Genomic DNA, 20,212 nt, shown 5'->3' with positions numbered 1-20,212 from the left:
GATTTATATGAGACATTTTTTGACACTTAACGACTTAGATAAAAATGAAATCTTAGATATTTTAAGTTTAGCAAAAGATATAAAAAAAGAGGCAAAAAGTAGAAATTATATCTCATATCTCAAAGACCAAACTTTAGCCATGATATTTGAAAAAAGCTCGACAAGGACGAGAGTTAGCTTTGAAGTAGGCATTCATCAATTAGGCGGCAAAGGATTATTTCTAAGCAGTCGCGATATACAGTTAGGGCGCGGAGAACCTGTCAAAGATACGGCTAGAGTTCTTGGGAGAATGGTAGATATGATAATGGCTAGAGTTTATAAGCAAAGCGATCTCGAAGAACTTGCTAAATTTAGCGGAGTGCCTGTTATAAACGGTCTTAGCGATGATTTTCATCCTGTTCAGCTTATGTCTGATCTGCTTACTTTAAGCGAGCTTGGATTAAATTTACAAACTATGAAAGTAGCGTATGTGGGAGATGGAAATAATATGACCAACTCATGGCTCATGGCTGCATCTAAGCTTGGATTTGAGCTTAGAGTAGCAACTCCAAAAGGCTATGAAGTGCCACAGTGGGTTTTAGACATCGCTAAACAAAACTCCAAAATAAGCTGTGCGAATTTGATTATCACAGATAATCCTAAAGCAGCAATTAGCGGCGCAGACGTCGTCACGACCGATACTTGGGTCTCTATGGGACAAGAGGATGAAAAAGAAAAGCGCATTAATGATTTTGCAGGATACTGCGTTGATGATGATATGATGAGCTTAGCGGCCAAAGATGCTAAATTTTTACACTGTTTGCCTGCTTACCGCGGATATGAAGTTAGTGAAGCGGTTTTCGAAGCTCACGCGGGGGAAATTTTTAGCGAGGCTGAAAACCGTTTGCACGCCCAAAAAGCTGTTATGGTCTGGTGTGATAGGAAGAGATATGAATAATGAGCGTTTAGATAACATAAGCAACTCTCTTGGCATCTCAAAAAGGAAAAGAACGCTTTTCGAGTTAGAACAGATAAGCGATAATGAGATGAAGTTGATTATTAAAAACGGTAAGTTAAATTTATCTGTTCCTTGGTTTGGTATGAGTGGAAATACTCCTTGTGCTCTTGTTCCAGCAGGACTTTTCGAGGCCATCATAAATACGCTTAAAAATGCGCAAAAAGAGAATTTCGAGCTAAAACTAGAAAAATCTATTTGGCAGCATATTCCAGTTGATTTCGGTGATGTTTGGAGCGTGGCCATAGATGAGATAAAAAAGTCTAAATTTAAAAAAGAGCCAAATTTAGATAGAGTTGTAAAAAAGATTAAAAAAGAGCATCCAAATTTATTTGTAGATATGCAAAGTTTGATACAAAGTAAGGAAAATTGATGGTAGATTTTGAAGCGTTTGTGCAGTATTCAAAGCCTGGACCTAGATATACTAGCTATCCAACAGCACTTGAGTTTAGCGATAATTTCAACTATGATGAATATATTAAACGTTTAAAAAACGGTGATAAAAATAGAAAATTATCTTTGTATTTTCATCTTCCGTTTTGTCGCTCAGCCTGTTATTTTTGTGGTTGTAACGTAATTTATACGAGTAAAAGTGATAAAATGAGCAGATATCTTGATTATTTAAGTAAAGAGTTAGAGATATTAAGCGAAGTTTTAGATACTAAGCGTCAAGTAACTCAGATGCATTTTGGCGGCGGAACGCCTACTTTTTACAGTGCAGATGAGCTTGATAGACTTATAAAAGAGATAAAAAAACATTTTAAGAATTGGAGTGATGATGCTGAGATAAGCTGTGAGATTGATCCGAGATTTTTAAATGAAGATCAACTCGATGTTTTAGTGGGTCATGGATTTAACAGAGTGAGTTTCGGCGTGCAAGATTTTGATGAAAAAGTTCAAACCGAAATCCATAGAATCCAGCCATTTGAAATGACTAAAAATGCTGTAGATATGGCAAGATCCAAAGGTATTACCAGTATAAATACCGATTTGATTTACGGTCTTCCTTATCAGAGTTTAGAGAGTTTTAAAAAGACTTTAGAGCTTGGTGTTAGTCTAAATCCCGATAGGTTTGCGGTATTTAACTATGCTCACGTACCTTGGATTAAAAAAAGTATGAGAAAATTTGATGAAGCTACTCTTCCAAATCCAAAAATAAAACTAGAAATTTTAAAATATACGATGGAGTTTCTAACTTCAAACGGATATAAAATGATAGGTATGGATCATTACGCAAAAGAGGATGATGAGTTGTTTAAGGCTTTAGAAAACGGCAGTTTACATAGGAATTTTCAAGGATATACAACTAAAGGCGGAGCAGATCTTATCGGTATAGGTTTGACTAGCATAGGCGAGGGCGATGATTATTACGCGCAAAATTATAAAGATATGGTTTCTTACGAAAAAGCCATAGACGACAACAAACTTCCAAATTCAAAAGGAGTTTTGTTAAATAACGAAGATAAGCTTAGGAAAGCCGTTATAATGGATTTGATGGCAAATTTTGCACTTGATATAAAAAAGATCGAATCTAAATTTAATATTAAATTCTTTGAGCATTTCAAAAATGAGTTGAACGATCTTGAAGAGTTAAAAGACTTTGTTGAAATTTCGAATGATAAAATAAAGATAAATGAAACCGGAACACTGCTTATAAGGAACATTGCTATGTGTTTTGATGAGTATATGGTTAAATTTAAAGGTATAAAAAATAGCTTTTCAAAGACAGTGTAATTTTAAATTTAGGGATGATAATGAGAGATTTTTTAGGTTTTGGGATAGCCGGAAATTTTGCTTTGCATTTAGAACAAGCAGGCGAGTTTAAGGATTTTGTAGATATTAAAACAGAAGAAAAGTACGCTCCAAAAGGTATTTTTCCATTTTATAGTCCAAAATCCTCCAACCATCTTAAAAATTACTGTTTCGATAATGTAAATTTAGTTCTTCCAAACGAGTCTAGTTTAAATGTTCAAGCAGAGCCTGAAATAGCTCTTAAATGTGAGATAGAGTACGAAAATGGTAGTGTGAAAACCATAAAACCGCTTGCATTTATGGCATTTAACGATGCTTCTGTAAGAAACGACAAAAACGCTACAAAAATATCTCAAAAGAAAAACTTTTCAAGCGGCTCAAAAGGCTTTGGAAATGAGATAGTTATAGATAAATTTGATAAAACAGGAGTTTGCGAACGCTACTCTTTAGTATCTTTTTTGCGTAGCGAAGATGGATTTTTTAGATATGGAGAGTGTGCTAAATTAAGCGGTTATAGCTACTTTTATGAAAAATTATTAAACTGGATGAAAAAGATTTTTAATACCCAAAAAGATTTTGCCGTACTTGAGGATTTAAGTAAAATTTTAAAGCAAAACGGATACAAAAAAGACGTCATTATCACTATTGGAGCTACAAGATATGAGCCTAAAGGTGAAAATCGCTTTTTAAAACGAGGAGATGAGATCTATATAGTGGCTTTTGATCATAATAAGCATAGTTTAGAAGATATAACCGAGTTAGCCAAAACAGACAGTGATTTTTCTAAATTTAGTGATATTTCAGTTTTAAAACAGGTTGTAAAATGAAAATATATATTTTAGGTGGTGGAAATATGGGAACCGCCATGGCTTATGGACTAAAAAATAGCGGCTTTGACGTTATTATAGTATGTAGAGACAAAGAAAAACTTGCGAATTTTAAAAAAATCGGATTTTGCGCAGAGATTTATGGCAAGAGTTATGATATAAAAGATAAAAATATAATACTTGCAGTAAAGCCTTACGCTCTATCTAGTGTTTCTAATTTACTTAGCGGCGAGGCAAAAGTCTGCATAAGCGTACTAGCTAGAACCGGTATTGAAATGTTAAATAGTTCTATAAAAGCTAAAAATTACGCTGTTTGCTTGCCAAATATCGCGGCTAAGTTTAATTCCAGCGTAACTCCGTTTATAAGTGATGGCGATGATAATACGATAGTAGAAATATTAAATGGTTTTGGAAAATGCGTAAAGCTTGAAACTAAAAATGAGCTAGATGCTGCTAGTGTGCTTGCGGGTTGCGCTCCTGCTTATCTTGCGCTCGTAGCCGAAGCTTTAAGCAACGCTGGAGTTTTAGAAGGCCTTAAAAAAGATGATGCAAATTTTCTTGTGAACGGACTTTTTGATGGATTTGCCAAGCTTTTAAAAAGTTCTCATCCGGCACTGATAAAAGAGTCTGTTTGTTCTCCGGCAGGAACTACCATAGAAGGCGTAGCAAAACTTGAAGAATGCGGTGTTAGACACGCATTTTTACAAGCTGTAAAAGCAAGTGCGAAAAAGCAAAGAAGTTAAATGCAAAAGTATAATTTTAATACCGTTTCAGACGCATGTGTTAAGTGTGGTAAATGTAAACCAAATTGCACTATTTTCAAGATTAGCGGTGATGAAGTTAGAAGTCCTCGTGGTTTTTTGGATCTTCTTGGAGCTTATAATAGAGGTGAGCTTGAATTAGATAAAAATGCAAAAGATATATTTGAAAGCTGCTTTTTATGTACAAATTGCGTAAGTGAATGTCCTAGTAGCCTTGCAACCGATACTATGATTGAAAATGTAAGGCGGGATATCGCGCTCAAATTTGGAATAGCATGGTACAAAAGACTGTTTTTTTGGCTTTTAAGACATAGAAAAGTTATGGATATTTGTGCTAGTCTTGGTTATGTTTTTCAAAGCTGCGCTTTTAAAGTAAATAACGGTGAAATGCGCCCTAGAATGAGTTTTCCTATGGTTAAAAAAGAGCGTCTTTTACCGACTGCTAGTAAAAAGAGCTTTTTAAATTCGCATCCTGAGTTTATAAATAACGGAGGAGAAAAAGCCGTTGGAATTTTTATAGGATGTATGGGAAATTATGCATATATCGGTATCGGCGAGGGATTATTAAAAATTTGTAAAACACTAAATTTAAATGCTCATTTAATGAAAGATCAAAGTTGCTGTGCGGCTCCGGCGTATTTTACCGGGGATTTTAACACGGTTGAGGTTTTGGCTAAAAAAAATATCATGTACTTTGAAAAGGTACTTGAAAAAGTAGATGCGATCATTATCCCTGAAGCCACCTGTAGTGCTATGATAAAAGTAGATTATGAACATTTTTTTGCAAATAATGAAGAGTGGAGAGAGCGTGCAAAAAACGTGAGCAAAAAGATATTTTTGGCTACCGAGTATTTTGAGAAATATACGAATTTGGGAGAAATTTTAAGTAAAATAGGCTTAAATTCAAACAAGCAAACTATAACTTATCACGATCCTTGTCACGCTAAAAAAATGCAAGGAGTTTTTAGAGAACCAAGAGCGTTGCTAAGTAAAATTTATAATATCAAAGAGATGAATGATACTACAAGTTGCTGCGGATTTGGCGGTGTGACTATGCAAAGTGAGAAATATCATCTTAGCCGCGCGGCCGGACTTAGTAGAGCAGAAACGATAAGTGCGACTAAAGCGCAATGTGTTAGCGCAGAATGCAGTGCTTGTAAAATGCAGCTAAATAATGCGCTTCATCTTCGCAGTTCGGATATGAGATGTGAAAATCCTATCGAACTGATAGCAAAGGTTCTGTAAAGAAAGACTAAATTTACTCAAATTATCATTTAAATTTGAGTAAATTTGATATCGAAGCAGGGATTAAAACTTACACCCTTTATACTTTACTAAAATTTCATTTAGCTTTTCTACCACGAATTTAGCGTCTTCTATACTCATTAGTTGATGACAAGGCAAGCTTAGCTCAGCTCTATAAAAATCCTCCGCATTTGGCAAACTTATCTCTGCGTAAAGATTTTTGTAAAAGCTAAATTGATAAGTCGGTTTATAATGCACTTGTACGCCGATACCTTTTGCATGAAGTTCTTCGTAAATACTCTGTTTATCGCACCAAAAATCTCTAAAAAGCAAGACCGGATAGAGATGATGAGAACTTTTTACACCTTTGGGTATTTTTATAGTGCTTAAATACGGACTTTTTTTAAATGCTTCATCGTAAAATTTGGCTATCTCATCACGTTTTGCTATAAAAATATCCAACTTTTTCATTTGCGAAGCACCTAAAGCACACGCGACATCGCTTAAACGGTAGTTATAACCAAGAGTTATCATATCTGAGTTCCAAGCTATTTTTTTGATAATTCCGTGAGAGCGGATCAATCTAGCCTTAGCGGCGATCTCTTCATCGTCGGTTAAAAGCGCGCCGCCCTCAAGCGTGGTTATCGGTTTGATAGCATGGAAACTAAATACGCTAGCGTCTGCGAATGTGCCGACTTTTTTACCATTTATGCTACTTCCAAGAGCGTGAGAAGCATCATCTAGTATCTTAAGACCGTGTTTTTGGGCTATCAAATTTAATGCGTCTATATCTACTGGAAGTCCACCAAAATCAACCGGAGTTATAACTTTTGTTTTTGGAGTTATGAGTTTTTCTACGCTTTTTGGATCGATATTTCCATTTGGTAATATGTCGGCAAATTTAACTTTCGCACCGCACATCAAAGCCGTGTTTGCAGTAGCCGCAAACGTAATAGGAGTCGTGATGACTTCATCGTTACTTTCAAGATTAAACGCTAGATATCCTGCGTGTAAAGCAGAAGTAGCCGAGTTCATCGCTACTGCGAATTTAGCTCCGGTGTAATCACAAAGCGCTTTTTCAAACTCATCTACTTTCTTACCGCAAGTTATGATATCGCTTTTTAAAGCCTCACTGACTGCTTTTATATCATCATCGTCTATGCTTTGTCTGCTGTAAGTCATCATTTTTCCTTTACTTTAGTATGCGCGGTAAGGTTATGCCTTCTTGATCTTGATATTTACCTTTTTTATCGGCGTAACTTGTTTCACACGGTTCATCACCTTGTAAAAATAGAACTTGCGCTATGCCTTCATTTGCGTAAATTTTCGCAGGTAGAGGAGTGGTGTTTGAGATTTCTATAGTGATGTGGCCGTTAAATCCTGGTTCAAATGGAGTAACATTTACTATTATTCCGCATCTTGCGTATGTTGATTTTCCAAGACAGATCGCTAGAACGTCGTGAGGCATTTTGAAGTATTCAACTGTTCTTGCAAGTGCAAATGAGTTTGGCGGGACTATGCATATGTCTCCGATAAAATCAACTACGTTTTTTTCATCGAAGTTTTTTGGATCTACAACAGTACCGCCTATATTTGTGAAAATTTTAAACTCACAACCGACTCTTATATCGTATCCGTAGCTAGAAAGTCCGTAGCTAACGACACCTTTACCTATATTTTCTTCACAAAACGGCTCTATCATTTGGTTTTCTATACTCTGTTCGCGTATCCATTTATCGCTTTTTAGTCCCATAATTACTCCTGATTTAAATTTATAAATTATATCATATTGTCATAAAGATGGATTTAAACATTTATTAAATTTTTAGGATATATTTTTTAAATTTATATTTTACAAATATATAAAATTGGATTATAATTAGATTAAATACCGTAAAAAGCTATAAATTATGTAACTTTTTGAGGATTTGTAATTGTTTTATTGTAATTTAATTAAATTTGAATTAGATATTTTTTTAAATTTGTACCAAATCTTTACATAAATTTGCTAAAATGCTATGTTTTGAATAATTTATAGGAGAATTCTTATGACAAGAGATGAAATTAAAGAGCTTATGACTTTCTTTGATGAGACTAACATCAATAGAATTAAGATAAAAGATAAAGAATTTGAGATTGAACTTGAAAAATATGAACCAGAAGCAACTCCGGCTCCAGTTGTTTGTCCTCCGGCACCTGCTCCGACTCCGATAAACGTGAATGTGGTAAATGAAAAAGGTTCTAGCAGTCAAAATTTGAGCGGAGATACTATAAACTCTCCTATGGTAGGAACATTTTATGTAGCTCCAAGCCCTGGAGCAGCAGCTTTCGTAAAACCGGGTCAAACTATAAGAAAAGGTGATTGCATAGGTATTATAGAAGCTATGAAAATTATGAATGAGATAGAAGCCGAGTTTGACTGTCGTATTATAAAATCTCTAATAGCAGACGGTCAGCCAGTAGAGTTTGGTATGGCTTTGTTCGAGGTTGAAAAAATATGAGAGAAATAAAACGAATTCTCATCGCAAATCGTGGGGAAATAGCTTTAAGAGCTCTTAGAACAATACAAGAAATGGGAAAAGAAGCCATAGTAATACATTCTACCGCAGATAAAGACGCGCTTTATGTAAAATATGCAGACGCTTCTATTTGTATAGGAAATCCAAGAAGCACCGATAGTTATTTAAATATACCAGCTATCATCACAGCATGCGAAATCAGCGAAGCTGATGCTATATTTCCGGGATATGGATTTTTGAGTGAAAATCAAAATTTTGTTGAAATTTGCTCTAAACATAATATCAAATTTATAGGTCCTAGCGTAGCGGCTATGGCTCTTATGAGCGATAAAAGCAAAGCTAAGCAAGTTATGATGAGAGCTGGAATTCCAGTAGTTCCAGGAAGTGATGGTTCCATACAAGACATAGATGCGGCAAAGAAACTAGCTCGTGAAATCGGATATCCTATTATAGTGAAAGCTGCTGCTGGCGGAGGCGGTCGCGGAATGCGCGTGGTTGAGCGTGAAGAGGATCTAGAAAAAAGTTTTTGGTCTGCCGAGAGTGAGGCTATGAGTGCATTTGGCGATGGTACTATGTATATGGAAAAGTATATCTCAAATCCACGTCACATTGAAGTTCAAGTCTTAGGTGATGAGCATGGAAATGTAGTTCATATAGGCGAACGCGATTGTTCTATGCAAAGACGTCATCAAAAACTTATCGAAGAGAGTCCTGCCGTAATTTTAGATGATAAAACTAGAGCTAATTTGCATGAAACCGCAGTTAAAGCTACTAAAGCTATAGGTTACGCTGGAGCTGGGACATTCGAGTTTTTGTACGACCAAAAAGATAATAAATTTTATTTTATCGAAATGAATACTAGACTTCAAGTCGAACACTGCGTAAGTGAGATGTGTAGTGGGCTAGATCTTATAGAGTGGATGATACGTATCGCTCAAGGTGAGAAGTTGCTTAGTCAAGATGAGATCAAACTAAGAGGACATGCTATAGAGTGTCGTATAACAGCCGAAGATCCAAAAAGCTTTACTCCAAATCCGGGAAAAGTGACAAAATACATAGCTCCTGGAGGCAGAAATGTTCGTATGGATAGTCATATTTATGAAGGTTATAGCGTTCCACCATACTATGATAGTATGATAGGAAAATTAATCGTTCATGATAAAGATAGAAACAGAGCAATAGCTAAAATGAAAGTAGCTCTTGATGAAATGGTTATACAGGGCATTAAAACCACAAAAGATTTTCATCTTCATATGATGAATAATAGCGATTTTATAAATAACCTTTATGATACGAATTATCTATCTAAGCATTAAAATTTAAATTTGGTATCAAAATTTGATACCAAATTTATCTATCTTTTTATAATTTCTATGTTTGCTTTTACTCTTAGTTTATTAAAATAATCGGCTACCGCTATCTCTTGTTCTTGACTTGCCATAGCTGCTACGACTTCTTTTTCTATACTGTTAAAATCAGGCAGATAAGATCCTTCTTTTGAATATACATAAAACATCTCAAATCCATCTGCTGTTTGAAATATAGGCGTGAAAGAGCCCTTTTTTGTGTTTAAAAGTATATATCGTAATTGTGGATTTAACTCTTTTGACTCTAATACCACATTTTCTATGCTTACTCCTGGCTGTACGCTCATAGGATTTTTCGATATTTCATTGAGGCTTTGCCTATTGTTTGTTAAATATTTTGTAACAGATATTTTTTCAAATTGTACAAACATTTTCGGATTTGCTTCGTAAAATCTTCTAGCATTCTCAGGAGTTATATTTTGACTAGGATTATTTAGTATTCTAGCGTATAGTTTTTCTTTTTTAATACCGGTTTTAATATCGTTTTTAAAGTCTTCACTGCTAATGCCTCTTGACTCGATAACGTTTTTAAATGTGGTTACGTCTATGCCATTTGCTTGTGCTAATGCTGCTATCTTTTCGTCTGCTTCGTAATTATCGGCACTTATCCCAAGAGTTCGTATCTGTGCATCTTCTAATCTCTCTCTTATAAGTACGCTTAAAGCATCGTTTGGAGATATATTCATCTTAGTCATCACTTGCTGAATTTCATAGTCTGTTATAGGCTCATTTTCTACTATGGCAACTAGACCATTTACGTACTCTGCGTGTAATATACCGAGTAAAAAAACAGTTAGAAAAACGATTTTTTTCATAAATAAAACCTTTATTAAAGCAAATTTGAGTTAAAATTATACCCAAATTTAATAAATTAGGAATAAAACAGTTATGCTTACAACTAGATTTGCTCCAAGTCCGACTGGTTTTTTACATGTCGGAGGTCTTAGAACCGCGCTTTATAGCTATCTTTATGCTAGAAAAAACGGAGGTAAATTCGTACTTCGTATCGAAGATACGGATCTAAAAAGAAACTCTGAAGAAGCGGTAATTGCTATAAGAGAAGCATTTAACTGGTGCGGACTAGATTACGATGGTGAAGTAACTTACCAATCAAAAAGATTTGACATATATAAAGAGTATATAAAGAAGCTTTTAGATGAAGGCAAAGCATATAAATGTTATATGACAAAAGTAGAACTTGATGAGCTAAGAGCCGCGCAAGAAGCTAAAAAAGAGCGTCCAAAATATGATGGCAGATATAGGGATTTTACCGGCACTCCGCCAGCAGGCATCGAACCAGTTATCCGTATCAAAGCGCCTCTTAACGGAACTATAGAGTTTAAAGACGGTATAAAAGGCGACGTGAAGTTTAACTGCGCCGATATACTTGATGATTTTATCATAGCAAGAAGCGATGGTACGCCGACTTATAATTTTTGTGTGGTGATAGATGATGCTTTGATGGGAATTACTCATGTTATAAGAGGAGATGATCATCTTAGCAATACCCCAAAACAGATCATACTTTATGAAGCGCTCGGATTTAACTTGCCTGAATTTTTTCACGTGGCTATGATAAACGGAAGTGATGGTTCAAAACTATCTAAAAGACACGGCGCAACCGATGTTATGGAGTATAAAAGTATGGGTTATCTCCCTGAAGCGCTTTTGAATTTCCTTGTACGTTTAGGCTGGAGCCATGGTGATGATGAGATCTTTTCTATGAGTGATATGTTAAAATACTTTGATCCGCACGATATAAATAAGTCTGCTTCTACGTATAACCTTACAAAACTCGATTGGCTAAATGCGCACTATATAAAAACTCTGCCTTATGAGCGTTTGGCTGATGATATGAAGTTTTTCGGTATCGATTTTAGAGCGTTTGATAAAGGAGAGCTACTTTTAAATTCGCTTAGAGAGAGAAGTAAGACTTTAGTGGAGCTTAAAAACTCGGCTTTAAATATTATAAATTCACCCGAAACTTACGATGAAAAAGCTGTTGCTAAATTTATAAATACTGAATCAAAAGAGCTTTTAAAAGAGTACGCCGCTAACCTAGAAGATAAGAATATCTCAGCTAAAGATTGTGAAGATATTACCATAGCATTTTTAGAAAAGCGCGATAAAAAGCTAAAAGACATAGCGCAGCCTATTCGTATCGCCATAACAGGCAGCGCAGTTAGTCCTAGTATATTTGAAGTTATAGAGGTGATAGGTATAAAAGAGCTAAAATCTAGAATAGCCGCTCTTTTAGAAAAATTAGATTAAGCTTAAAATTAAAGATATATTTTGCTAATATAAATTTAGATTTTAAATTTAAGTTTGGTTCTGATTTCTTTGTTTTTAAAGATATCAAATTTAATATATTCGTATATTCAAATAAATAAAAAAGTTGGATTTAATATGGTAAATTATCTCGGTGCTTGTCTGTTTTTTAGCTCTCAAGCCTTTTCAAGAATTTCTGAAGAGATTGCAAAAGAGTATTTTATGCCGACAACTCTTTCGCCATCTCACGCTTATTTGCTGCATGCTATAGTTCTTAGCGAAGGCATAAGTCCTAGCAAGTTGGCTAGTATAATGTGTTTGTCTCCATCTACCGTAACAAGACTTGTTGATAAACTAGTTTATAGAGGTCTTGTTGAGCGTGAATTTATAGGAAAAACTTCGAATTTAAAAGCTACAAAAAGCGGAGTGGAGTTAAAAGATATTATAGAACAATCTATGCAAAAATTAAATTCTAAATTTATAGAAATTTTTGGCGAACAGAAAATAGAGAGTCTAAATTTAGATTTTAAAGAGTTTATTTTAAAATTAAATTCAAAAGAAAATTTATAAATATTGTATTTATATTTTTTATTTAATCTTATAAATGTATAAAATTATCAAATTTATTTTTTAAATTTAAATATATATTATAATAATTTGTTAGCCTAAATTTTCAGGTTTTATCTTGTAAAATTACAAAAAGTAACACAAAATTTAAATTTTCAGATATTAAATTCAGATTTAATTATAATTCATGCTAATTTAGTTATAATCCGTAAATTACAAAATTTATCAAAGATAAAATTAAGGAAGTGAAGATGGATTTAAGACAAAGGGCTTTGGACTACCACGAAGGCGGCAAAATAGAAATAAATGTTAAAAAACCTTGCAAAACTGCAGATGACTTAAGCGTGGCTTATAGTCCAGGAGTTGCAGAGCCTTGCAAAGAGATAGAAGCGGATAACGAATTAGCTTATAGATATACGAATAAAGGCAACCTTGTTGCAGTTATCACAGATAGTACAGCCGTGCTAGGTCTTGGAGATATAGGCGCTGTTGCCGGAAAGCCTGTTATGGAAGGCAAATCCGTTTTATTTAAAAAATTCGCAAACGTGGATGCGTTTGATATCGAGCTTGATGAGCACGATCCAGACAAGATAGTTGAGATCTGCAAAGCTCTTGCTCCAACATTTGGCGGTATAAATTTAGAAGATATCGGCGCACCAAAATGTTTTTACATAGAGAAAAAACTTCAAGAGAGCGTAAATATCCCAGTTATGCACGATGATCAGCACGGAACTGCTATTATAACGACTGCAGGACTTATCAATGCTCTAAAAATCACAGGCAAAAAAGTTGGCGAGATAAAAGTCGTAGTTAGCGGAAGCGGCGCGGCTGGAATCGCATGCGCGAAAATGTATAGAAATCTTGGTGTAAAACATATCGTAATGTTAGATAGCAAAGGCGTTATACATACTAAAAGAGAAAATTTAACTCCTGAAAAAGCTGATTTTGCTATAGATACGGACGCTAGAACTTTAGCTGATGCGATGAGAGGTGCCGATATGTTCCTCGGTCTTTCAAAAGCCGGTGTTTTAAGCAAAGATATGGTTGCTAGCATGGCATCAAATCCTATAATATTTGCCTTAGCAAATCCAACTCCTGAGATCATGCCTGAAATCGCTCACTCCGTAAGAGATGATATAATGATGGGAACAGGAAGAAGCGACTATCCAAATCAAGTAAATAATGTTTTGGGATTTCCGTTTATATTTCGCGGTGCGCTAGACGTAAGAGCTACAAAAATTACTGAAAATATGAAAATAGCGGCAGCGCATGCTTTAGCCGAGCTCGCCGAAGAATACGTACCAGATAGCGTTTTAGAAGCTTATGGCGAAAAAGATATTAAATTTAGTAAAGATTACATTATACCAAAACCATTTGATCCTAGAGTTCTTTTGGTAGTAGCCCCGGCAGTTGCCGAAGCAGCCGTAAAAGACGGAGTTACTTTGGTTAAAGATTTTGATAAATCGGCTTATATAGAAAAGCTTAAAAAATTATTTTAATTAAGTAAATTTGATAATAGCTATCTTAAAAATAGGTAGCTATTTTTAATATTTGTATATCCAAAATAGAGTAAAAATTTTATTACGAATCCGAATAAAACTAAATTAAAATTACTCAACCGGTGCAAACTAGCACTAAAAATTATAAATAAACTACTCAAAAATTCAAAAAATAGATTTTTCGAGATAAATTTAGTTTTTCTAAATATTCTTTATAATATGCAGATGAACTAGATTTCTAAATTTTCAATTATTCTTTACTTTCTATATGATTTAGTATAAATTTTCTTAAATTATTCATTTGCTAAATTGCGTTTGAAATTGTCAAATTAAGTAAATTTACAGTATAATTCAGGCAAGAAAGTAAAAACAATAAAGGAAAAAGAATGCAAAATATAAGGCTAATATCGCATCCTCTTATTGAACATAAACTTACCATTTTAAGAGACAAAAATACCGATCCGTTTCAGTTTAGAATGTTAATTGATGAGATAACTTATCTAATGCTTTTTGAGGCAAGTAGGGATTTTGAGTTAAAAGATACTGAGGTTATAACTCCAGTTGCGACTACAAAATCAAAAAAATTAGCTCAGAAAATAATGATATGTCCGATTCTAAGAGCTGCTCTTGGTATGCTTGGTAGCGTATTTAAACTACTTCCTGATGCTAGCGTAGGATTTTTAGGATTTCAAAGAGATGAAAAAACATTAAAAGCAGAGTTTTACTATGCAAAACTTCCAAAAGATCATGCTGAACGCATTGCAATAGTTATAGATCCTATGTTTGCTACAGGCGGTACTGCTATAGACGCAGTTCGATTTTTAAAAGAAAAAGGTGTGAAAAAGATTAAATTCATATCTATTTTAGCGGCTCCTGAAGGGCTTAATAGATTTAGCGAAGTCTATCCCGATGTTGAAGTTTATACAGCTGCGATCGATAGAGGCTTAAATGAAAAAGGTTATATAATTCCGGGTCTTGGAGATGCTGGAGATAGAGTTTTTAACACTGTTTGTTAGGAAAAATATGGTTTTTGGCAAAATTGATTATCTAAATTTACTTCCGTTTCATGTGTTTTTGAAGTCTTATCCTCTACAAAACGCTGCTAAAAAAAGTATTGAATTTAAAAAAGGCGTACCTAGCAAATTATGCAAAGATCTCTATTATAGGCGTATAGATGCGGCTGTTATCTCAAGTATAGAAAGCAGACGAAGCAAATATAAAGTGCTTGATTTTGGAATTTGCGCGAAAAAAGATGTGAAATCGGTCTTAGTCCGTAAAAATACAAAAAGAAGTTTAGATCCGGCATCAATGAGTTCAAATATGTTAAGTCGAATTTTAAAACTAGATGGAGAGGTTATAATAGGAGACAATGCACTTATAGAGTATTTGAAGTGTGGAGAAGACGAGTTTTACGATATGGGCAAGATCTGGAATCAAAGAACTGGCTTACCGTTCGTATTTGGCAGATTTACTTATATAAAAAATAAAAATAGCTATAAAAAAATTATTAAAATTTTTTTAAATAGAAATATAAAGATACCAAAATATATTCTTGATAATTATGCAATTAGCAGAGGCGTGAAATCTAATGATATCATATGGTATCTTAAATTTATAAGCTACAAAATAGGTGTAAAAGAGAAAAAATCTCTTAAAATATTCTTAAATAAAGCCAGAAATCTTAAATTTAATCCAAACAGTGTTTAAATTCGTAACATTATTGAAAAAATAATTGGTATAAATTCTAAAGTTAAACGAAGCTTTAAATATTTTTTTATATAATAGATTACAAATTTTTAATATAGGAGCTGTAAATGGGAGTGCACGAATACATCAATCACACACTTGAACACATCAAAAAAACAAGTCCGGGGCAAAATACGTTTTTACAAGCCGCGACCGAAGTTTTACATAGTCTTGAACCTCTTCTTAGCGCAGAAGATAAGTATCTAAAACATAAAATCATAGATCGTATCGTAATGCCGGAGAGAACAACGATGTTTAGAGTAACTTATATGAATGATAAGAATGAGCCGTGTTCTCACTTTGGTTATCGTGTTGAATTCAACTCAGCTCTTGGACCTTATAAAGGTGGTTTAAGATTTCATCCATCAGTTTGCTTAGATATAATTAAATTTCTTGGTTTTGAGCAAATTTTGAAAAATTCGCTTACTGGGCTTAATATGGGCGGAGGAAAAGGCGGAGCTAATTTCGATCCAAAAGGGAAAAGCGACGGCGAAATAATGAGGTTTTGTCAATCGTTTATGAATGAACTTTATAAGCTAATAGGCGACGTAAAAGACGTACCTGCTGGCGATATCGGAGTAGGCGGTCGCGAGATCGGATATATGTTTGGTCAATATAAAAAATTAACAAATCGATTTGATGGAGCCCTTACTGGCAAAGGTTTGAGCTGGGGAGGAAGCCTTGCTAGAACAGAAGCTACTGGATACGGTTCTGTTTATTTTGCGAATGAAATGTTAAAAAAATCAGGCGGTTCTTTAGAAGGTAAAAAATGCTCAGTTAGCGGAGCAGGAAATGTTGCTATATATACTGTAGAAAAGCTGTATGAATTTGGAGCGCTTCCTATTACTGTTAGTGATTCAACCGGATTTGTTTACGACAAAGATGGAATCGATACTCAGCTTTTAAAACGCTTAAAAGAGGTAGAGAGAAAAGGTCTTAGCGACTATACTGATTTTAGAAAAAATGCGGTATTTACTCCAGTGAAAGCATATAAAGAAGGTACAAACGGTGTTTGGAGCGTACCTTGCGACGCAGCTTTTCCTAGTGCTACTCAAAACGAACTTCATTTGGTGGATATAAAAACTCTTTATAATAACGGTTGTCGCTTGGTTTGCGAGGGTGCAAATATGCCTAGCACTCTTGATGCTATAGATTTTATGATTAGCAAAAAAGACTTTTTATTCGGTCCTGCTAAAGCGGCGAACGCAGGTGGCGTTGCTACTAGCGGTTTAGAGATGGCTCAAAATGCAAGTATGCAAAAATGGAGTTTTGAAGAGGTCGATAAAAAACTACATGATATAATGAGAAATATATTTAATGAGAGTTACGATACATCAGTAGAGTTCGGAGATGCCGGAAACCTTGTTCTTGGAGCAAATATAGCAGGATTTAGAAAAGTTGCTGACGCTATGATAGATCAAGGATATGTTTAATAGATATCTAAATTTGGCTGATATTCAGCCAAATTTTTCCTCGGCTTCATAAGTTTATCTTATATCGTCTAAGCTTAAAGGATATCCGAATTCCAGATCTTTCTTTGCTGTTTTTCCTAAAATTTCATCATAAAATTTAGGATGAAGTCCGTTATTCGGGCGTATTGAGCGGATATTTTGCGGCGTTAAAATTTCACCCTTTTTAATACGTTCTACTACAAAAAGCGATCTAGCGCTTCTTCTATTTCTTTCATTTATACTATAATCCACGCTTCCAAGAGCCTTATAAGTATTTCTAACTGCGCTACTCATAGCTTTAAACTCATCTTTATTTAAAGAAAATCCACTATCCTCTCCGCCTAAAGCGCGGTCTATAGTAAAGTGTTTTTCTATCATGCTAGCTCCTAACGCGACTGCTGTTATCGGGACTTCTAAGCTCATAGAATGATCGCTGAGCCCGACTTTTACGCCCATAGGGGAAAATCTCTTAAGCATATCTTTTATAGTGATTAGATTCATATCTTCTATCTTTGCAGGATAGCTTGAAGTGCATTTAAGTATAGTTATGTCATTGTTTCCTACGCTTTTGCAAGCATCTATTGCTTCATAAATTTCTTCTAGGCTTGAAATTCCGGCTGAGATTATCATAGGTTTTTTAAATTTAGCGGCGTATCTTATGAGCGGATAATCTATCGCCTCAAAAGAGGCTATCTTATACATAGGAACGTTAATGCTCTCTAAAAAATCCACTGCACTATAATCAAACGGAGTTGAGAAAAAGTCTATCCCGATCTCATCGGCGTACGCTTTTAGCTCGCTTTGCCACTCCCAAGGAGTGTATGCTTTTTTGTATAGATCATATAAGCTTTGTCCTGCCCAAAGACCGCCTTCTTGAGTCATAAATATCTCATCTTTGCAATCTATCGTGATAGTATCGGCCGTGTAGGTTTGCACTTTTAGGGCGTCGGCTCCGGCGTCTTTTGCCGCTTTTATGATTTTAAAAGCTAAGTTTTTATCTCCGCAGTGATTAGCAGACATTTCAGCTATTATGTACGGCCTCTGTGATGTAGAATTCATTTTGTATATCTCCGTTGTTTTGTGAGAAAGTCTCTTTGTCTATACTTGATATTTTCAAATCGGCTTTTTCAAATAGATCTTTAATCATATCTAGAGTATAAAACGTATATAATAGATCTTTATGAGACTCTTTCGTTACTTTATAAACATTCGGTTCTAAATTTATAGCGTCATTTTTCAAACTATCGTTTTGAGTCCTAAAATTTACTAAAATTTTACCGTTTTTATTTAGATGATTTTTAAACTCGCTTAGCAAATTTACTACGATATTTGGGGTAAATAGATGCAAAACTCCCCAAGAGAGTATCGCGTCTACTTTGGTGCCACCGATTATATCTTTTAAGCTTTTATTTTTATTATTTAAAAGTATGAGCCTACCCCCCCCCATTTCTACGCACTCATTTAGTCTTGCAAAAGCTACTTCAAGAGGCTTTTGGTTGATATCTACGCCGATTATTTTCTTTACTCCGGCTCTATTTAAGCATTCAAGATGTCTTCCTGTAGCGCACCCAAAATCAAGCGCACTTTGAAATTTATTTTTAAAAATAAAACGCACGACATGCTCGTTTGGATATATTAAATCGCCATTTAAAACAAGTTCTTCCCATTTTGCTAAATTTGTTTCGTAATCTTTAAAACTATTTTTCATTAAATTTCCTTAAACCTTTTTAGCTTCGATAATATGCCATGAATTTATTATATTACCATCATTTGTACTAAATTCTTCATAATCTTTGCTGGTTATTTTTAAGCCGACACTCTCATAAATTTTTTCTATTTCATCTAAATTTGGGAAGTAATAAAGCATTCCTTTGTGAGACTCTTCATCTATGATAAACGTATCTTCATCTATCTCTTTTCCTCTTTTATATAAAGAGTCTTTTCTGGTTCTCCAGTTGGCAAATATGCTTCCGCCTTCATTTAAAATAGACGCAAACTGTTTAATGAAATTTGAAGTTATCTCTCTTGCGTTTAGATGTGTTATACCCCAGCAAACTACGCAATCAACTTTTTCTCCGCCTAATATCTCGTTTAAATTTAAAACTTCTCCGCTTTGAAATACTTCGCATTTTACGCCGTTTTCATTACAGCGATTTTTAGCTATTTGTAAAACGGATTTATTATAATCCACGCCGATTATATGAGGAATCTTTGCTTTACTCATCATTTCAAGGTGTCTTCCATCGCCGCACCCAAAATCTAAAATGGTTTTAAACGACCTTCTGTTTGCAAAAACATATCTTGTAAGGTATTCGTTCGGATATAATAAATATCCAGTAGATACGTGTTCTCCCCACAGTTTGTAAGCATTTTCTTGAGCTTGTTTTACACTTTCGTTCATTTTATCTCCTTTTTAAATTTTTTTATAAGAGCGTCCGTATTTGTTAGACACTCTTGCTTGTTGCTAGCTACTATGATGGCATATCCTCTATTCATAATGCTTGCACCGTTTATCACTTTGCCTAAGATTCCATTTATGTTGCACTCATATTTTACAATTCCAAGCTCGTTTTTTAAAATTTCGAAATTAGGCGGAACAACTCTACCTTCAAAATCAAAATACCTGATAATCGCATGTTTTGTAAATTTAGGCTCAAAACTAAATGGTTTGCCTAAAATCATATTTATCCACTCTTTAGTCATATTTACGCCAGTTGATATCTCTACGAACGTACTTGAGAGATAGTGACCGCTTGGACGTGGAGCTAGCTCTATGATGAACGGCTCTCCTTCAGGCGTTATGATGAGATCCGCGTTTATAAGGCAGTTTTTTAAATTTAGCCTAGTAGCGACTCGCTGCATATAGCGTGTGACTTCCAAAATCTCCGGAGCACTCAAATTTCCTATGCTTTGCCGATAAGGAAGCGGCGTAAGGAGTTTTTCTCTTATAAGTATGTGAATATATTTTCCATTTATCACTGCCCCACTTAGTCCGTATTCCGTCCCCTCTACTAATGTTTCAGCTAAAAAATCTTCTTTGCTTAAGTCTATTTTTGCTAAAGCATTTTTGAATTCATGTTGATCTTTTACCGCTATGACGTCTCTGCTTCCGCTTCCAAATCGCGGTTTAATGATAAGTGGAAATTTAAGTACTCTTAAATCTAAATTCGGAGTGATCAAATGACATTCTATAGGTCTCAAATCCCCTTCCTCACT

General features: G+C 34.7%; 21 protein-coding genes. 14 read left to right on the top strand and 7 right to left on the bottom strand.

Translation table 11 applies throughout. From position 1 onward, the window contains the following. The first annotated feature begins 7 nt into the window (after positions 1-7). Genes argF through DQN38_RS07675 form a run of 6 tightly spaced genes read left to right on the top strand, consistent with a single transcriptional unit; the run spans position 8 to position 5,579 of the window. Positions 8-937: an ornithine carbamoyltransferase gene (gene argF, locus DQN38_RS07700; RefSeq protein ID WP_002850612.1), complete on the top strand. Its 930-nt coding sequence runs from the start codon at positions 8-10 to the stop codon at positions 935-937. Then, complete coding sequence (locus DQN38_RS07695; protein ID WP_038454159.1) at positions 930-1,367, top strand: DUF2603 domain-containing protein; 438 nt, start codon at positions 930-932, stop codon at positions 1,365-1,367. Before argF ends, DQN38_RS07695 begins: the two co-directional genes overlap by 8 nt. Then, positions 1,367-2,728, top strand: a complete 1,362-nt coding sequence (hemN, locus tag DQN38_RS07690; protein ID WP_002850606.1) for an oxygen-independent coproporphyrinogen III oxidase — start codon at positions 1,367-1,369, stop codon at positions 2,726-2,728. Before DQN38_RS07695 ends, hemN begins: the two co-directional genes overlap by 1 nt. A gap of 20 nt (positions 2,729-2,748) precedes the next feature. Beyond that, a complete protein-coding gene (locus DQN38_RS07685) occupies positions 2,749-3,573 on the top strand; it encodes a DUF5718 family protein (RefSeq protein ID WP_002850604.1) in 825 nt (274 codons plus the stop codon). Further along, complete coding sequence (locus DQN38_RS07680; RefSeq protein WP_065843786.1) at positions 3,570-4,316, top strand: pyrroline-5-carboxylate reductase; 747 nt, start codon at positions 3,570-3,572, stop codon at positions 4,314-4,316. The genes DQN38_RS07685 and DQN38_RS07680 overlap by 4 nt, the downstream gene beginning before the upstream one ends. Further along, positions 4,317-5,579, top strand: a complete 1,263-nt coding sequence (locus DQN38_RS07675) for a (Fe-S)-binding protein (protein WP_002850600.1) — start codon at positions 4,317-4,319, stop codon at positions 5,577-5,579. Positions 5,580-5,642: 63 nt separating this feature from the next. On the opposite strand, the gene pseC is transcribed toward DQN38_RS07675, so the two are convergent. Together pseC and dcd are read right to left on the bottom strand one after the other, a co-directional pair. Then, positions 5,643-6,764, bottom strand: coding sequence for a UDP-4-amino-4,6-dideoxy-N-acetyl-beta-L-altrosamine transaminase (gene pseC / locus DQN38_RS07670; RefSeq protein WP_065843785.1), 1,122 nt, complete (start codon positions 6,762-6,764; stop codon positions 5,643-5,645). A 7-nt stretch (positions 6,765-6,771) separates the two neighbouring features. Further along, complete coding sequence (gene dcd / locus DQN38_RS07665; RefSeq protein WP_002850597.1) at positions 6,772-7,332, bottom strand: dCTP deaminase; 561 nt, start codon at positions 7,330-7,332, stop codon at positions 6,772-6,774. A 295-nt stretch (positions 7,333-7,627) separates the two neighbouring features. Between dcd and accB the strand changes: the two genes are divergently transcribed. Together accB and DQN38_RS07655 are read left to right on the top strand one after the other, a co-directional pair. Next, complete coding sequence (accB, locus tag DQN38_RS07660) at positions 7,628-8,080, top strand: acetyl-CoA carboxylase biotin carboxyl carrier protein (protein ID WP_002850595.1); 453 nt, start codon at positions 7,628-7,630, stop codon at positions 8,078-8,080. Then, the gene (locus DQN38_RS07655; protein ID WP_002850590.1) at positions 8,077-9,414 is read left to right on the top strand and encodes an acetyl-CoA carboxylase biotin carboxylase subunit; all 1,338 of its coding nucleotides are present in this window, start codon (positions 8,077-8,079) and stop codon (positions 9,412-9,414) included. Before accB ends, DQN38_RS07655 begins: the two co-directional genes overlap by 4 nt. Positions 9,415-9,452: 38 nt before the next feature. On the opposite strand, the gene DQN38_RS07650 is transcribed toward DQN38_RS07655, so the two are convergent. Beyond that, positions 9,453-10,280: a peptidylprolyl isomerase gene (locus tag DQN38_RS07650; protein ID WP_002850588.1), complete on the bottom strand. Its 828-nt coding sequence runs from the start codon at positions 10,278-10,280 to the stop codon at positions 9,453-9,455. 73 nt (positions 10,281-10,353) lie between these two features. On the opposite strand from DQN38_RS07650, the gene gltX reads away from it, so the two are divergent. The 6 genes from gltX (at position 10,354) to gdhA (ending at position 16,978) form a co-directional block, all read left to right on the top strand. Continuing rightward, positions 10,354-11,736 (top strand): glutamate--tRNA ligase, encoded by a 1,383-nt coding sequence (gltX, locus tag DQN38_RS07645; RefSeq protein ID WP_038454139.1) that lies wholly within the window; start codon positions 10,354-10,356, stop codon positions 11,734-11,736. Between the two features lie 135 nt (positions 11,737-11,871). Beyond that, positions 11,872-12,303, top strand: coding sequence for a MarR family winged helix-turn-helix transcriptional regulator (locus tag DQN38_RS07640; protein WP_065843784.1), 432 nt, complete (start codon positions 11,872-11,874; stop codon positions 12,301-12,303). A gap of 248 nt (positions 12,304-12,551) precedes the next feature. Next, positions 12,552-13,799 carry a malic enzyme-like NAD(P)-binding protein gene (locus DQN38_RS07635; protein WP_011732242.1) on the top strand — a complete coding sequence of 416 codons (1,248 nt, stop codon included), beginning with the start codon at positions 12,552-12,554 and terminating at the stop codon, positions 13,797-13,799. Positions 13,800-14,185: 386 nt separating this feature from the next. After that, positions 14,186-14,815 (top strand): uracil phosphoribosyltransferase, encoded by a 630-nt coding sequence (upp, locus tag DQN38_RS07630; protein WP_065843783.1) that lies wholly within the window; start codon positions 14,186-14,188, stop codon positions 14,813-14,815. A gap of 7 nt (positions 14,816-14,822) precedes the next feature. Continuing rightward, complete coding sequence (locus DQN38_RS07625) at positions 14,823-15,506, top strand: MqnA/MqnD/SBP family protein (protein WP_002850579.1); 684 nt, start codon at positions 14,823-14,825, stop codon at positions 15,504-15,506. Between the two features lie 107 nt (positions 15,507-15,613). Further along, on the top strand, positions 15,614-16,978 hold the full coding sequence (gene gdhA, locus DQN38_RS07620; RefSeq protein WP_002850577.1) for an NADP-specific glutamate dehydrogenase: 1,365 nt from the start codon (positions 15,614-15,616) through the stop codon (positions 16,976-16,978). Between the two features lie 54 nt (positions 16,979-17,032). On the opposite strand, the gene pseI is transcribed toward gdhA, so the two are convergent. From pseI to DQN38_RS07600, 4 genes are read right to left on the bottom strand one after another with little or no spacing between them, the layout of a single operon-like run. Continuing rightward, complete coding sequence (pseI, locus tag DQN38_RS07615) at positions 17,033-18,055, bottom strand: pseudaminic acid synthase (protein ID WP_002850575.1); 1,023 nt, start codon at positions 18,053-18,055, stop codon at positions 17,033-17,035. After that, the gene (locus tag DQN38_RS07610) at positions 18,018-18,704 is read right to left on the bottom strand and encodes a class I SAM-dependent methyltransferase (protein WP_011732241.1); all 687 of its coding nucleotides are present in this window, start codon (positions 18,702-18,704) and stop codon (positions 18,018-18,020) included. Before DQN38_RS07610 ends, pseI begins: the two co-directional genes overlap by 38 nt. Positions 18,705-18,713: 9 nt before the next feature. Then, the gene (locus DQN38_RS07605) at positions 18,714-19,397 is read right to left on the bottom strand and encodes a class I SAM-dependent methyltransferase (protein WP_065843782.1); all 684 of its coding nucleotides are present in this window, start codon (positions 19,395-19,397) and stop codon (positions 18,714-18,716) included. Continuing rightward, complete coding sequence (locus DQN38_RS07600; RefSeq protein ID WP_002850573.1) at positions 19,394-20,197, bottom strand: ATP-grasp domain-containing protein; 804 nt, start codon at positions 20,195-20,197, stop codon at positions 19,394-19,396. Before DQN38_RS07600 ends, DQN38_RS07605 begins: the two co-directional genes overlap by 4 nt. Positions 20,198-20,212 lie beyond the last annotated feature (15 nt).

The organism is Campylobacter fetus subsp. fetus, assembly GCF_900475935.1.
In the GTDB taxonomy this organism is placed as follows: domain Bacteria; phylum Campylobacterota; class Campylobacteria; order Campylobacterales; family Campylobacteraceae; genus Campylobacter; species Campylobacter fetus.
Note: the sequence above shows the minus strand (reverse complement) of the source record. Positions and strands in the feature narration are given on the sequence as shown.

Bases quoted from the DNA above. Each gene is read 5' to 3' on its own strand.
- argF (WP_002850612.1), top strand. From the start codon at position 8: ATGAGACATTTTTTGACACTTAACGACTTAGATAAAAATGAAATCTTA.
- DQN38_RS07695 (WP_038454159.1), top strand. From the start codon at position 930: ATGAATAATGAGCGTTTAGATAACATAAGCAACTCTCTTGGCATCTCA.
- hemN (WP_002850606.1), top strand. From the start codon at position 1,367: ATGGTAGATTTTGAAGCGTTTGTGCAGTATTCAAAGCCTGGACCTAGA.
- DQN38_RS07685 (WP_002850604.1), top strand. From the start codon at position 2,749: ATGAGAGATTTTTTAGGTTTTGGGATAGCCGGAAATTTTGCTTTGCAT.
- DQN38_RS07680 (WP_065843786.1), top strand. From the start codon at position 3,570: ATGAAAATATATATTTTAGGTGGTGGAAATATGGGAACCGCCATGGCT.
- DQN38_RS07675 (WP_002850600.1), top strand. From the start codon at position 4,317: ATGCAAAAGTATAATTTTAATACCGTTTCAGACGCATGTGTTAAGTGT.
- pseC (WP_065843785.1), bottom strand. From the start codon at position 6,764: ATGATGACTTACAGCAGACAAAGCATAGACGATGATGATATAAAAGCA.
- dcd (WP_002850597.1), bottom strand. From the start codon at position 7,332: ATGGGACTAAAAAGCGATAAATGGATACGCGAACAGAGTATAGAAAAC.
- accB (WP_002850595.1), top strand. From the start codon at position 7,628: ATGACAAGAGATGAAATTAAAGAGCTTATGACTTTCTTTGATGAGACT.
- DQN38_RS07655 (WP_002850590.1), top strand. From the start codon at position 8,077: ATGAGAGAAATAAAACGAATTCTCATCGCAAATCGTGGGGAAATAGCT.
- DQN38_RS07650 (WP_002850588.1), bottom strand. From the start codon at position 10,280: ATGAAAAAAATCGTTTTTCTAACTGTTTTTTTACTCGGTATATTACAC.
- gltX (WP_038454139.1), top strand. From the start codon at position 10,354: ATGCTTACAACTAGATTTGCTCCAAGTCCGACTGGTTTTTTACATGTC.
- DQN38_RS07640 (WP_065843784.1), top strand. From the start codon at position 11,872: ATGGTAAATTATCTCGGTGCTTGTCTGTTTTTTAGCTCTCAAGCCTTT.
- DQN38_RS07635 (WP_011732242.1), top strand. From the start codon at position 12,552: ATGGATTTAAGACAAAGGGCTTTGGACTACCACGAAGGCGGCAAAATA.
- upp (WP_065843783.1), top strand. From the start codon at position 14,186: ATGCAAAATATAAGGCTAATATCGCATCCTCTTATTGAACATAAACTT.
- DQN38_RS07625 (WP_002850579.1), top strand. From the start codon at position 14,823: ATGGTTTTTGGCAAAATTGATTATCTAAATTTACTTCCGTTTCATGTG.
- gdhA (WP_002850577.1), top strand. From the start codon at position 15,614: ATGGGAGTGCACGAATACATCAATCACACACTTGAACACATCAAAAAA.
- pseI (WP_002850575.1), bottom strand. From the start codon at position 18,055: ATGAATTCTACATCACAGAGGCCGTACATAATAGCTGAAATGTCTGCT.
- DQN38_RS07610 (WP_011732241.1), bottom strand. From the start codon at position 18,704: ATGAAAAATAGTTTTAAAGATTACGAAACAAATTTAGCAAAATGGGAA.
- DQN38_RS07605 (WP_065843782.1), bottom strand. From the start codon at position 19,397: ATGAACGAAAGTGTAAAACAAGCTCAAGAAAATGCTTACAAACTGTGG.